The sequence below is a fragment of the Propioniciclava sp. LT432 genome (assembly GCF_059515965.1).
Map to the genome: position 1 here is coordinate 1 of NZ_JCAKNE010000051.1, position 14,559 is coordinate 14,559.

Genomic DNA, 14,559 nt, shown 5'->3' on the forward strand with positions numbered 1-14,559 from the left:
TGTGCGGCGGTGCCGTTGGCTGAATGGGGTAAGGCGTTGCCTGGTGCTGGCACGCGTGAGGGTGACAGCGAGTGCTTCACCGTGACCACTGGTGCTTACGGCCAGTACCTGTTGCGCACCAACAGGGTGAACTCTTCTTGGAGCCACTACGTGGACGTGTATGACGCCGGTGGCGTGGCTGTCACCAGTTCGTGGGTGTCCAGTTCTCCGCTGGAGCTCACGCTCAAGGCGAACCACACTTACCGGTTCGTGTACAGCGGTGACCCGGCCGGCTACCCCAACACGTACACTTTTGGCCTGTTCGACGTGAACGGGTCGACCGGTTGTTCGAGCGTTATCGACACCAGTTGGACCGCACCCGGACTGGTCGCTTCCCTCCCGACCGGCGGGGAGATCACCTGTCATCAGTTCACCGCCAACCTCGGCGAGTACATCCGCTTGTCCAGTGTTGATGCCACGGGCCGCGGCTACGTCGACGTCTATGCCGCCAATGGAACCAAGATTTGTGCGACTAGTGGGGGCGCCACCAGTTGCCAACTCAACGCGCGCCAATGGAACCAAGATTTGTGCGACTAGTGGGGGCGCCACCAGTTGCCAACTCAACGCGTACGGCCCTTACCGGCTCCTCACCCGCAGTTCCAGCGACAACACCCCAGTCCAAACCACCACCTACCTGAACAACCTGAAGTCCACGGAAGGCTGCACGGATGCCTCCGCGACGGCTTCGTTCCTCCCAGCCCCACTGGAGCGGACTCTGGGCGGGGAAGGGACCGCGCGCTGCTTCACCACAGGTTTGACCCAGGGCAACAGCGCACTCCTGTCGGTTCACGTCAACGACGGCGGCTCCGCGACAGCGCAAGTCGTGGACAGCACCGGAGCGGCCCAATGCCTCGCCTACGGTCCAACTGGCCTGAGTGAGTGCACCCTCAGCGGTATCGCCCCGTTCAAGATCCTGGTGACTCCAACCGCCGGATCGGCAGGAAGCAGCCTCCGTCTCGCGCTCCGGCGACTCAACGACCCGGTCGGTTGCACACGGATCGAATCCGTAGCGAACGGCATCCCGCTCCAGTCAACGACGCTTCCACTGGCCGACTCGACCAGTTGCTACCGATTCTCCGGAGCGGTGGGTGACCAGATGGATTTCACCGCGATCAACCCCGATCTGGCAAACACGTACCACAGCATCACCGTCTATGACCCCAGTGGCCGCGTAGCGTGCCGGCCGTCGCCGGACCCGGGCAGCCAGGCAGAGTGCACGTTCACGGCCACCGGCGACCACCTGGCCGTCGTGCGGCCTGGCAGCGTTTTCGGCGCATCCAGCTTCTCGAGCACCTGCCTCAACCCGGCCTGCGGGGCGGACGCCTTCAGTCTCGCCAGCCTTTCTCCCAATCGGGTGGGCGTTGCCAGCGCCGTAACTGTGAAGCTCCTGGGCAAGGCGTTCACGACGGGTACGAAGGTCGAGGCCGTCAGTGGCACCCAGGTCATCGCAGGGGTCGTCAAGGCGGTCGCTGCCGACGCGCGTTCGATGGATGTCACCTTCGACCTGTCCTCAGCGTCGACCGGGGCATGGGAAATCCGCGTCACCTCTGAGAAGGCCGAGGTGAGGAAACTGGCCGGCGCGTTGACCGTCGTGTCGACCGTTGCCCCCACAATCAAGACCGAGCTCACCACGTTGGGACGTTTCGTCTCCGGGCGGCCGCAGACTGTCTCGGTGACGGTGCGGAACGAGGGCAACGTGGACGCCTTGGGAGTGCCCGTGTTTGTCGACGGGTTCCCTGAGGGGAGCATCATCACGCCGAAGTTCGGCCTCATGAATCCAAGCAAGCCCGCCGTAGGCATGGCTTGGGATCAGGAGAGGAACGTGGTCTCGAAGAACGGCATCCTCTCCGTCCCCCTGCTCGTCGGCCGGCTGCCGGCCGGTCGCTCGGCCACGTACGACTTCGAAGTGACGATCAACGCGGAGACGGGCTACGTCCTCAACGTGCGCACCGGAGATGCGAAGACGGTGGCCGCTACCGCGACGACCGCAGGCGTGAAGGCGGCCCAAGCCAGCGCCGCAGCATCGGGAGACGGGCTAACCAGCGGAAACTGCACTGACGCTCTGTTGTCCGCCACGATGGATCTGGCCCTCGCTGGAATTCCCTTTGGTGGCTGCGCCAGCCTTGCACTCCAGGCGTCGCAGTGGGTGGCGGACGGCTTCGGGGCGAATTCGGAGCCCACGGCCGTCGCATCTGCTGTCGACTGGATCTCTGCCGGTTTGAGCGCAACGAGTTGCGCCATGGACTTCATCGTTCCGGGGGCCGGCACAGCCACCAACGCCGCACTCAGAGGGCTCGCCTCCGCGGTGGATGCAACCTCGAATGTGATGAGCGCCGGAAGCATAGGTCTGTACTGCCTTGCGCCAGATTCGTGGACCGAGATGCAGCGCGTCAACTCCATGGATCCCAACGAGCTCGTTGGCCCTGCCGGTGGGGGCTTGGATCGCGCGATCGAGCCCGGCGGGCGCCACTCCTTCGCGGTCTACTTCGAGAATGCGCCGACGGCGTCCGCGCCTGCCCAGGAGGTGAGGGTCCTGCAGCAGTTCAACACGGCCCACTACGACTTGGCCGGCCTGGAGCTGGGCGCTGTTCGCTTTGGCAACACCAGCTGGACGCCTCCTACGAAGGGCACGACGCTGGATCGAGTCATCGACATTGCCGACGGGCTCACTGTGAACGTCACGGCGTCCGTCAGCAACGGCACCATCACGTGGCTGCTGAAGACCGTCGACCCGCTGACGGGCAAACTCCCCGAGGACCCGTTGAAGGGCTTTCTGCCGCCGAACACGGACGGAGTTGTCGGTCAAGGTGTCCTGTACTTCTCGGTTCCGATCAAGGCACTCCCTGACGGGACCAAGACGTCCAGCCAGGCCGAGATCTTCTTCGACCTGAACCCGCCGATCAAGACCAACATCTGGAGCAACCTCATCGACGGGACGATCCCGATGGGAGCTGTCGCAGAGCTGCCTGCCACATCGACCCTTACGTCGATCCCCGTGTCGTGGACTGCGTCAGATGCCGCCTCCGGCGTCGCGTCGGTTGACTTGCTGGTTTCGGTCAATGGCGCGTCTTACACCCTGTGGGCCACGGAGACGGCAGCGGCTGGTACCAAAGCCTATGAGGCCGAGGTCGGCAAGACTTACGGGTTCACGGTCATTGCCCAGGACGCCGCCGGAAACCGGTCTTCGATGCCTGCCACCCCACAGGCGGTCACCCAGGTTTTGGACGGGCCACCGCGCACAGTGACGCCGACGGCACCGATCTTCCTCGACTCATGTGGCACGGACATGGACGTCTACGTCATCCCGTCGGTCGAAGGTGTGGAGTACCTGGTGGCCGGCGCGTTGGTCCCAGGCGGGCGGCATCCCGCGCTCGGGACGGTCACGGTCACGGCACGGGCGTCGTCCGGATACTCCTTGATCGGCACCTCGCAGTGGACACACACATTCACCACCGGTGACGCTTTCAGCGACGTGCCGGGAGGCACCAAGTTCTACGACGAGATCTGCTGGATGGCATCCAGAGGCATTTCGACCGGCTGGGTGATCGAGGGGATTCCCTACTATCGGCCGCTCAATCCCATCAACCGGGACGCGATGGCAGCGTTCCTCTACCGATTCGCGGGATCCCCGGCATACACCCCACCGGCCGTGTCTCCCTTCGCAGATGTGACTCCGTCGACGCAGTTCTACAAGGAAATCGCCTGGCTCGCCGACCAGAAGATCAGCACAGGCTGGGACGAACCGGACGGGACGCGCACGTACCGGCCGCTCAATGCCATCAACCGGGACGCCATGGCCGCCTTCCTGTATCGGTTCGCCAAGTCGCCCGACTACAGCGCTCCTTCTGTGTCACCGTTTGCAGACATGACTCCGGCCACGATGTTCTACAAGGAGGTCTCGTGGTTGGCCGAGAAGAAGATATCGACCGGTTGGATCGACGGGGGAGTGGCTTGGTATCGGCCGCTGGCTCCGATCAACCGGGATGCCATGGCAGCCTTCTTGTACCGGTTCGACCTGCTGCCCGAGTAGGTCGGGGATGAACCAAGGTCCAGCGACCTCAGCGATGTTGTCCGTAACGCACGAATGGCGACGCACAGAGATCCGGTGGCGCCGATGCGTTCGGCCCGCACGACCAAGTGCCGACTGCCATGCGGAAGGTCAATCGCGTCGATCACGTGGTAGTCAGGCAGGTTTAAGATCACGCTCGCAGCGTCACGCTCCGAGCACGTAGGCTCGCTCATAGCTCGTGGTCCTTTTGCCCTCTGGGCGGATGTGTCGCAACACCCATCCCAACGCAAGACCACGAGGCCTTGAGTCAACGACCCACAACGATCAACCACGAGTAATCGTCAACCCGCCGGAGTTGCGTGTCCTGGTGGCACGTGGCCATAATGAATCGTGTGTCATCGTCGGACGCCCGTCCGTCATTATCGGTGAGGAGCCAGGGATGCCCGCGATTCCAATTGCAGTGTCACGCATGATTCACAGGGTGATGGCATGCTTGGTCGGCATGGGGGTGATCATCTGCACCCAAGTAGCTTCCCCCAACTTTGCCTTTGCTGCGGGAGGCAACGGCGAGTTTGACATGACGACAGGCCGGATGGCCATCGTTACCGAGGGCAGCACGATCAATACTTGGTCGTACATTGATGGGGTGCACGGACCCGCGGAGACGATCCTCCAAGGCGTGAGACAGATGGCAATATCCGGGTCCCGGACGGTTGCGGACACAGTTTCGGAGTTGGTTTCGATGGACGGGAACAGGGTTGTCGCTCGAATCCCGTTCGACGCCTCTCCCGCTGGCTGCTCGATCGAGGATCTGGAGATCAGCGGGCCGTATATTCACGTCGGCTGCTACCGGTCGGTGAATGATCAGCGGACACGTGAGTCATACGTTTACGACTCGAATCTGACACTGCTTTCCCGCTTGGACGGTGCTCTGTTCGGCAGCCTGCTGGCGACAAAATCCATGACCACCGACGCCATCGAAGTCCGCGACCTGTCAAAGCCGGCCGCTCCAGTCAAGTCCTATTCCGTTCCGGGGCTGGGTGGACAGGTGTCGGGCTTCTACGGCCCGTGGGTTTCTGCAGGCGGAGTCCTGGGCAATCTAGAGACTGGGCAGACGATCCCCATCTGGGACACAATCGACGCGGTCGGTGATGGGTACGTCCTCGCAACCCGCTACCACGATAACGGGAGTGATACCGGGGTCCATCTCGCAGACGGAACAGAGCTTGAGTACTGGGAGACGCCCTTCCTCGCTACGGATGGACTGGGAGGCGTGTTCCTTCGCGATTGGCACGGCTACTTCGGAGGGGACCAGTACCTGAAGTTCTCCAACGTCGGCCGGTCAGCCCCTCGTGTGCTGGGCGTGCTCGCCGGGTCGACGATGGACCTTGGCACCTCCGGGACGCGGTGGGCTCCGGAGATTGATGCGACCAAACCGCTCGCCGTCGGCCAACTGATCTTCCGGGACCAGGCCGGGAACCTAGTCGCCTCGATCGACACAGCGGCCACGACGACGGGCAGCATTCGTACCGCAGGTTGGGACGGTAAGGGCTCCTCCGGCGTCCTCGTGCCCAACGGGTCCTACACGTGGGAGTTCGTCGCGTCCTCAGTCGACGGTTCAGGACGTGTCGTCTCATCTGATGGCGTAACGCCTGTAGGGGGGTCTCTGACTGTGGTCAACTCGCCCACAGCAGTGAGCTTCAGCGATGTTCCACTTGGTACACAGTTCTTTGCCGAAATCACGTGGCTAGCCGGAGAGCGAATCACGACAGGATATCAGGACGGGACGTTCCGGCCGACTTCGCCTGTGAATCGGGATGCGATGGCGGCGTTCATGTATCGGCTGGCAGGCAGGCCTGACTGGATTGCCCCGGCGACATCGCCGTTCATCGACATCACTCCGCAGACGCAATTCTATAAGGAGATCACGTGGCTGGCGTCCAAGGGCATCACCACAGGTTGGGACGTCCCTGGCGGCAAGGAGTACCGCCCGCTTGAGCCTGTGAATCGGGACGCAATGGCGGCGTTCATGTACCGACTCAAGGTCGTGAACGGCCTAGTCTGAGCTGAGCCTCGATCCCCCGACCTGATGTGAAATGTCAGGTGGCCGCCGCTTCTGCTGCTCCCGTGAAGGTGACGATTCCTGCGGTACGGAGTTGCTGGAGGGCCCTGCTGATGACGGCGCCCGGGACGACGTTCGGGCCAGCCGTTGATCACCGTGATGTGGGTGGTGACGGTGAAGCGTACGGCGCGTTTGTCGTAGCGGGTGGCGAAGGCTCGATGGTGTTTGAGCTTGTTGCTTCCAGCATTCGACCGCGTGCCGGTCCCGGAAGATGGCCGGGTCGAACGCGGCTGGGCGCCCTGACCAGCGTTATCAGCACTGGACGCGACAGACGTCCTGAGCTTGGGGCGAGGAGGCCGCGCCCGGCTCTCGACGGCGCTTGAAGGTTGGACGGTAACGGCGCGCCGAAACTGCTCAGTTTTCCGTCGACACCGGCGAGACCGTGAGGACGAACAGTCGCAGGGGCATGACCGGATCGGTGGGCAGCGGAGCTTGGGCAACGGGAAACATGGCGCCGACAAGCCAGGCCTGGCAGAGAATCGCGCAGGAAGGAACCATCTCAGATTCAAGATCTGACGCCGCGGGCGTCTGGGGGCATTACGGTTAGTTACGGCTCATGTGGAGCCAGGGCTCGCCGAACGGCGGGTTATCCATTGGAAGGGGAATCACATGGGTCAACGATCCATGGGCAAACGCGCGGTCGCTGCGCTCACCGCATTGGGGCTCGCCTTCACCGCACTCGTGGCGGGCAGCAACACCGCACAGGCTTTCGCCGATGAGACGATCACGTTGGAACACGTGTCCACCACGAACACTGAAGCTTGGTTGGGAAGACTTGACCTGACCGCGGGCCGCCTCGACTATCGGGTTATCCGGCCCGCGGTGGGAGTCAGCGCCGAGTTCTGGGCGCGTTCCATCGGTTCGGGAACCGCCACCACGACGCCCTACCCGGTTCGCGGAACTCTTCTCCAGATCCGCGCCAGTATGACCAAGCTGGCATCAGCTGCGCGTTCGGCCAAGCCGACATCTGCCACCAACCATGAGCTCACGCTCTACGACCAGGGAAAGCAGACCGGAGCTGTCGCCAACCTGCCCGAGCGTGCCCACAAAGTCCTGTTGTCGGGCCCGTACCTGCTGGTCGGCACGACCGTCTTCTCGCATCAGGGCGAGCAGCTCAAGACGGGCGTCGAGGCGATCTTCGGCTCCCGTGCGGTGGTGTGGGCTGCGGATGGCAGTGCCGTCACGGTGGAGGACCTCGCTGACCCGGCCGCCCCGAAACTCAGCGTGCCGAAGCCGGCCGGACTCGGCGCGTACGGATGGGACGTCGTAGGTCTTTATGGGGACTGGCTGGCTACCAGCGAACGGCGCCTCGTCGCCGTCCCGGGGACGACGTACACCGAATCGGATTGGACCCTCGTCGCGCAGAACCTCGTGACGGAGCAGCGCGTGGTGCAACAGGTCGGGACTATGGGTTACAAGGCGTACACCTCTGAGATGGGCGACGGGTTCATCCAGAACCAGGGTGGCATCTGGCGGTTCTCCGACAACCAGATCGTCGACGTGACCGGCACGAATTTCGAGGCATGGTCGGGGTTCTCGACCGACCTCGATAAGCGCCTCGTGATGCAGCCCAACGGCGCGCCTGAGAACGAAGTCGTCCTGAAGACCATGCCCGGCGTGGGCCTGTCGGCCGCACGCGTGTTGGGTGTCGTGAACGCGTCCGGCAGCATCGACCCTTCCAACCCCTCCATGTGGACCCCGCAGATCGACGCGACCAAGGCGCTCGCCGCCGGAAGTATCGTGATCAAGGACGGCAGCGGTGCGGTCGTCAGGACGATCGCCACGCCCGCAGTAGCAGACGGCTCGATTCGCGGCGTGGGTTGGGACGGCAAGGACACCGACGGCGCTTGGGTGAAGGCGGGTACCTACCGGTGGACGTTCGTCGCTGATAGCGCCGACGGCACCGGCCCGGTCAAGGCCGTGGACGGCTCGACCCCTGTCACGGGCCTTGTCGACGCCACCGGTAGGAGTGCGAGCTTCTTGGATGTGCCCCCAGGGACGCAGTTCTTCGACCAGATTGAATGGTTGGCCGGCAAGGGCATCTCGACCGGCTGGGACGTGGCGGGCGGCAAGGAGTTCCGACCCCTGAACTCGGTCAATCGCGATGCGATGGCTGCGTTCATGTACCGCTACGCCGGATCCCCGTCCTACACGCCACCTGCTACGTCGCCGTTTGTGGACCTGACTCCTGCGACGCAGTTCTACAAGGAGATCTGCTGGCTTGCGGAGCAGAAGATCACGACCGGCTGGGAGGTTCCGGGCGGTAGGGAGTTCCGGCCGGTGCAGCCGGTGAACCGCGACGCGATGGCGGCGTTCATGTACCGGTTCGCCAAGGTGACCGGGTATACGGCTCCTGCCACGCCTGCCTTCCTCGACGTGGCTACTGGTAACCAGTTCTACACAGAGATCAGTTGGCTGGCCGCCAACGGCATCTCGACTGGCTGGGATGTCAACGGGGGTAAGGAATTCCGGCCCGTGCAGCCCGTCAACCGGGACGCCATGGCCGCGTTCATGTACCGCCTGAACGGAATCGTCCCGGCAGCCTGACCTGCGGTTGGCAGCGCCAACGTGCTGGACGCCCCCGCCCCGACCTCGGGACGGGGGCGTCTCGCGCAGCTACCGGGAACAAGGCGTGAGACGCTGCCTTGTCCGAGGGACTCACACCAGGCGGCGGAGTTCGCCGGCCAGGGAGGCGGCGGGTTCGGCCATGACGCGCCGCCATCGCATCACGATTCACCGGCTGCACCGGCTGCACCGGCCGATAATGTCCCCGGACTCCCGCGGCGTCAGATCTCGAGTCGTGGTTCACTTCCTGCATGCCGCGATCCTCTGCCACGCCCGCCAAGGTCGTCGCGTTCGCCTGGCTTGTCGGCGCAGTGCTTCCCGTTGCCCAAGCCCCGCTGCCCACCGATCCGGTCATGCCCCTGCGACTGTTCGTCCTCACGGGTCTCGCCGGGCTCGGCCTCCTCGCCCCAGCCTCAGGACGCCTGTCGCGTCCAGTGCTGATAACGCTGGTCGCGGGACTCGCTGCCTTCGTGCTGGCGGCGGCGACCAGCGCCACGCCCCTCATAGCCTTGGTGGGCCGCTACCCGCGCTACGAAGGCCTGCCGATGGTTGCCCTTTATGCCGCGCTGGTTGTGTTTGGCGCACGCCTGTTCGGACCCGACTCCTCGACCGCCCGCCGGCAATTTGCCATGGCCCTCTCCGCGTCGACCGCGTTGCAGGCGATGGTGTCGATCTACCAAGTCGTCACCTCCCCGACCGAGCGAGTAACCGGCCTGCTCGGCAACTCGACCACCCTGGGGACGTGGGGTGTCCTGGTTCTGGCTGTCCTCGGCTGGCAGGCCCTTCGTCGACGAACCTGGTGGCTGATGGCTGGCACGACGTCCGGTCTCTTGCTCGTCGTACTGTCGGCATCCCGCGGCGCTCAGCTGGCAGCGACTGTCGTTCTGGCCGTCTCACTGGCATTGCGTTGGCGGACCGCCCCGCGTCCTGTCTGGTGGCCTCCACTCGTCGCCGCGGCTCTCCTCGCAGTAGCGGTCCTCGCGCTGCCCACGACGAGGGCACGCCTCACCGGCGGCACACCGTTCGCCGAAGCAACGGCGAACGGGCGCCTCCTCCTGTGGGAGGAGTCCCTTCACCTGATCTCCTCGCGCCCCCTCACCGGCGCTGGACCGTCGCGCTTCGTCGATGAGATCGGCGCCTTCCATGACACACGCTGGGCGGCCGCCGTCGGTCCCTACGCACCGCCTGACTCTCCCCACAACCTCCTCCTGCAGGTGGCCGCATCCGCGGGCCTCCTCGGGCTGCTAGCCGTGGCTGCCCTCGCGGCCGCCACCTTCGTGACGTTGTGGCGCCGCGGCCCCGTGGACGCCTGGACATCTGGGGCGGTTGCTGGGTGCATCGGTGTGATGGGCTGCTATGCAACCGCGTTCACAGACCCGGTCACCACCAGCACGGCCTGCGTCCTGCTCGGGAGCGCTGTTGCGGTCAAGGGCGCAGGGACGCCGTGCCCCCCACCCGGGCGCCGAGTGGCGGCCATGGTCGTCCTGACACTCGGAGGAGCGGCAGCCATCAGCATGACCGCATCCGAGGCCGACTACAGCGCCACCTTGGGCTCGAGGGACCCCGCACAACAAATCGTGCGCGCCGTCGCCTGGCGGCCATACGACCCCGACCTGAGACGCCGGGTTGCCTACACGGCCAATCGGCTCGTCGAGCAAGGCCTTCTAGCGCCCGACTGGGTGCTCCGATTCACTGACGGCATTTGTGATCCCCTGCCGAGGTCTGTCGAGTGCCTTCACGTTCGTGCTGACGCTCTTGACCTGTCCGGACGGTATGACGACGCTCTTACGGTGCTCGCCTCTGCGGTTCGTCACGACCCCACGAACGTGGACACCATCCTCAAGCAGGGCATCGCCCAAGCCGGACGCCGTGACTTCCGCGCCGCGGAAGCGTCGTTCAAGCGTGCCGCCGAACTCCGCCCCACTGCCCCCGAGCCGTGGCAGGACCTAGCCCGGTTGTACGACCTGCAGGGTCGCACCGCCGACGCCGCGGCAGCCCGCGACCGCGCCCTTCAAGCTCGCTGAATCCGGGGCTTGAGGTGGCGGTGTTCGAGCCACTGGTCGGCCTAGGAGCCGAAGGTGGGTAGGCGTTCCTTGGGTGGGGGAGCGGGCTTCCAGCGCGCCTCGGTGATGGCCGCGGACTGCATCGCCAGCCAAGTCTGCGCCTCGCCCTTGGTGTCGAAGGTGGTGGGCGCTCGATGTTCCTGGCCGTCGGGGCTGGTGTAGCGTGCTTGGAAGCGGCCGGAGGGCAACTTCCGAACGCTACCGAACCGCTGTCGGGTACCGCGTGTGTTTCCTCCACCAGTGTGTTCTTCGGGTTCAGGATCTGGCACGCTGACTGGCGTGGCTTGTTCGGCGTGGTGCTCCATGAACCGCCCCGGGTGTCGTGGAGGGTCTGATTCAACGGAAGGATGCAGGGTCAGACCATGCCAGCACCGAGGAAGTATCCCCAGGAGTTGAGGGACCGCGCGATCCGTCTGGTTCAGGAGGCGCGCCAGGAGGAGCCGGAGTTGTCGGTCACCGCGACGGTGACCCGGATCGGCGCCAAGATCGGCGTGAACCCCGACACCCTGCGCGGGTGGGTGAAGCAGGCCGACATCGATGCGGGGAAGCGTCCCGGCACGACCACCGATGACGGGAAGCGGATCAAGGAACTTGAGCGGGAGAACCGCGAGTTGAAGCGGGCGAACGAGATCTTGTTGGCGGCGTCGAGTTATGTGGGTGATGTCTGTCAAGCGGGGGTTTGATCGAGGCGTTCGAGGAGGTTGGTGTAGACCTCGGCGCGGCGGGTTTGGCCTTTGGCGCAGGCGTCGTCGCGTTGGGCTTGCAGGGTGGGGCGGTGTTCGATGGTGGTGAAGAACATGGTGCAGGACTCGCAGATGGTTTCGTAGCGGCAGTCGAGCTCGATCGGGCGGGCGCAGTAGCCGTTGCCGAGTAGACGCTTGCTTACCTCAGCGTGCAGGCTGGTCATGGCTGGTCCGGCCGCGTCGGCGGGTAGGCGCACACCTGTTGCGCGCTTGGTGCCGGTGGCGCTCTTTGCGACATCTGTCGTGGTGGGTGTGGTCGTGGCGTAGAGGGACTCGATCTTGCGGGTGACGTTGAAGTATTGGTCGGCGACGGTGCGGTCCCCGATCCGGGCGTAGACCATGGTCATGGACAGGTCAGCGTGTCCGAGCAGAGCGGCGATGGCTTCCAGGCTCATGCCGCGGTTGATGGCTTGGGTGGCAAGGGTGTGACGCAGTTGGTGGGGGTGGACGTGGCCGAGCCCGGCACCGGATGCGGCCTTCGCGACGGCCTTGTCGATGCGGGTCGGTGGGATCGGGCGGCCCCGGTCGAGTAGGAGCAGGTCGCTGGCCTGCCAGTCGGGACGGTCGGCGAGCCAGTCGTCGATCAGGGTCTTCAGCTGCGGGTCCAAGGGGATGTACCGGTCGTTGTGGAGCTTGCCGATGGGGGTGCGCAGCCAATAGCCGGTGCCGATCTGGACGACGGCGTCGATGGTGAGGCCGAGCAGTTCACCGCGCCGCATCCCGGTACGGGCCAGGGTCTGCACGATGAGCCGGTCGAGTCGGTTCGGCAGTGCTCGGGCGGCAGCCATGAACGCGGCTGCCTGGGCGTCGTCGAGGAACTTCGGAAGTGGCTTGTCCAGGCGGGGACGGTCGTCGCGGTACACGGGTACCCGGGCGGGGACGTCGTCGTAGCCCCACTCGATGATCCGGGTGAAGAACGAGCGCAGGTGGCCCATGCGCATGGCCAGGGTCGTCTTGGTCAGCGGCTTGCCTCGGTGTCCCGGCCGTGCTGCGAGCCAGGTCTTGTAGCCCTCGACGTGTGCGCGATCGATGTCCGCGACCCGCACCACCAGGTGAACGTCGCCGTCGCCGCCGGGATCGGTGCCGTGCTGGTCGGCGCTGTGGTGGTGGATGAGGTAACCGGCGAACTGGCGGAGCGTGGTGTCGAACAAGGTGACCGACGCCGGGCGTAGTGACAGGGAGCATTGATGCAGGTAGCGACGCATTGTTGCGGTCATGACCGGGGCGTGGGCTTCGAGGTGGTCCCAGTCGACTTCGGCGACGGGCCGGTGAATCCAGCGTCGTCGCTTGTCCGGGGAGGGTGCTTGGCCACGGTGATGCATGAGCGCGTCGAGCCCGAACAGTGGGGTGGACAGTGACTTGTGCGGGATGGCGTCCTTGCCTGCGGTCACGGACTCGAAGAACACTGTTCGTGCCCGCTGGTAGGCGGCGGGGGTGAGCGCGTCGGGACCCGTACCGGCGATCACGGCAATGCGGGACAGGTGGGTCCACATGCGGCCGATCTCTTTGTCGCAGAACCCGAGCTGAGCGGCCTGGCCGTTGAACCGGTCGTACTGGTCGGGATAGGCGGTACGCAGGTAGACGCCCCAGCGGCATCCAGACCCCGTCACGAAGGCAGGATCGACACACAGGCCAGTCGCCACAGCAGCGTGGGCGGCAAACGACATGACCTCGCTTCGTACGGCCCGCCGGGTCATGACGTCGGCCGCGTTCCAAGCGGCAAGAGTGGTGAAACGCCGGTCGAACCCAGCCACGCCCTGGCGGCGGGTCTGGCGGGCTGCGGGCGTCGCGCCGGCCGCGATGTACGCGTCCGCGAACCAGCGCAGCACGTCGACCGCCTCAGCCACAGCACGGTCCGGCGATGACGTCGGCGCCGGGGACGCACTCACTGGGCCTGTAGAGGGGGTCACGACACCGCTCCGTTGTTGTCGTAGATGTCGGCGAGCACGGTCATGGCGTCGCGATACTGGTCGGCGAGCCAGTCGTTGGACAAGTGCAGGTAAAGGCGAGTCGTGTCGAGGTTCGCGTGCCCCGCCTGGGCCTGGATTGCTTCCAGGCTCATCCCAGCCTCACGCAGGCGAGTGAAGCACGTATGACGCAACTCGTGGCACGTCGCATGAGCGAGCCCGGCTCGGCGGCGGGCTCCGGCGAGGACCTCGTCAAGCCCCGCCGCCGTGAGCGGACGACCCCGGTTGGGGCCCTTCAACACCACGAACACGCGCTCGCCGTCGCCGTCGCGTGGCCGCTCGAGGGACAGGTAGGCGTGTAGGTGAGTGAAGAACAACGGATCGACCGGGACGATCCGTTCGTGACCGCCCTTGCCCGCACAGATGAACACGCGCTGGTCGCCTGGCTGGATATCGGTGAACCGCACGCCGAGGACTTCGCAACGCCGTAGCCCGGCGCGCAGCATGAGCGTGACCATCGCCAGGTCCCGTTGCGTGCGCAGCGCGTTCGTCAGCGCGACGGCCTCACCCGGAGCGAGGATGCGCGGCAGACGCTTCGGGGCCCGGACCAGCGGTGCCCCTCGCAGCGACCGTGTCCTAGGGGTGATCGATCGCGGGACGGGCTGGCGCTCGCACACGCCACGCGCGATGAGGTAGTCGAACAACGAGGTCACCGTCGCCAACCGGCGCTTGATCGTGGAGGCCGCCAACCCCTGCTCGCCATCGGACAGGCGCACCACGTTCCCACCACGTCGTGGCTGGCGTTGTGCCTCGATGAACGCCAACACGTCCGCAGTCCCCACGGCCAGCGGCCGCTTACCCACCACGGTAAAGAAGACCTTCAAGTCGAAAGCCTGCGCCGTCACCGAGTTCGGACGCAGCCGCGCCGCAGTGAACCGCAGATACTCATCCAACAGCGCGTCACCCAACTCGGGAGCGGCGCCGCGCGAGCGGGCAAGGACAGGCACGAACAACTCCATCAACAGCTCCAGCCACGAGAACGACGACCACATCGTCGACCCCGTCACGAACCGCCATCCACCCGGAGTCGAGATCACCTACATATCAAGCC

General features: G+C 65.2%; 9 protein-coding genes. 6 read left to right on the forward strand and 3 right to left on the reverse strand.

The annotated features are described in order from the left end of the window. From AC5YDV_RS18900 to AC5YDV_RS18920, 5 genes are all read left to right on the forward strand, one after another. The coding region (locus tag AC5YDV_RS18900; RefSeq protein WP_496192560.1) for a hypothetical protein at positions 1-576 on the forward strand (576 nt) is incomplete at its 5' end. A gap of 559 nt (positions 577-1,135) precedes the next feature. Next, positions 1,136-4,069 (forward strand): S-layer homology domain-containing protein, encoded by a 2,934-nt coding sequence (locus AC5YDV_RS18905; protein WP_496192561.1) that lies wholly within the window; start codon positions 1,136-1,138, stop codon positions 4,067-4,069. Positions 4,070-4,487: 418 nt separating this feature from the next. Then, positions 4,488-6,113, forward strand: a complete 1,626-nt coding sequence (locus AC5YDV_RS18910; protein ID WP_496192562.1) for an S-layer homology domain-containing protein — start codon at positions 4,488-4,490, stop codon at positions 6,111-6,113. A gap of 666 nt (positions 6,114-6,779) precedes the next feature. Continuing rightward, positions 6,780-8,717 (forward strand): FlgD immunoglobulin-like domain containing protein, encoded by a 1,938-nt coding sequence (locus AC5YDV_RS18915; RefSeq protein ID WP_496185076.1) that lies wholly within the window; start codon positions 6,780-6,782, stop codon positions 8,715-8,717. Between the two features lie 269 nt (positions 8,718-8,986). Continuing rightward, entirely contained in the window at positions 8,987-10,759 is a 1,773-nt protein-coding gene (locus AC5YDV_RS18920; RefSeq protein WP_496185077.1) for an O-antigen ligase family protein, read from the forward strand. 41 nt (positions 10,760-10,800) lie between these two features. Here AC5YDV_RS18920 and AC5YDV_RS18925 read toward each other — a convergent pair whose 3' ends face one another. Further along, positions 10,801-11,103: a hypothetical protein gene (locus tag AC5YDV_RS18925; protein WP_496185078.1), complete on the reverse strand. Its 303-nt coding sequence runs from the start codon at positions 11,101-11,103 to the stop codon at positions 10,801-10,803. A gap of 57 nt (positions 11,104-11,160) precedes the next feature. Between AC5YDV_RS18925 and AC5YDV_RS18930 the strand changes: the two genes are divergently transcribed. After that, positions 11,161-11,481: a transposase gene (locus tag AC5YDV_RS18930; RefSeq protein WP_496185079.1), complete on the forward strand. Its 321-nt coding sequence runs from the start codon at positions 11,161-11,163 to the stop codon at positions 11,479-11,481. Here the strand turns inward: AC5YDV_RS18930 and AC5YDV_RS18935 are convergent. Next, positions 11,466-13,388: a tyrosine-type recombinase/integrase gene (locus tag AC5YDV_RS18935; protein ID WP_459018334.1), complete on the reverse strand. Its 1,923-nt coding sequence runs from the start codon at positions 13,386-13,388 to the stop codon at positions 11,466-11,468. The genes AC5YDV_RS18930 and AC5YDV_RS18935 overlap by 16 nt on opposite strands. A 59-nt stretch (positions 13,389-13,447) precedes the next feature. Further along, the gene (locus AC5YDV_RS18940) at positions 13,448-14,500 is read right to left on the reverse strand and encodes a tyrosine-type recombinase/integrase (protein ID WP_463644791.1); all 1,053 of its coding nucleotides are present in this window, start codon (positions 14,498-14,500) and stop codon (positions 13,448-13,450) included. Positions 14,501-14,559: the final 59 nt, after the last annotated feature.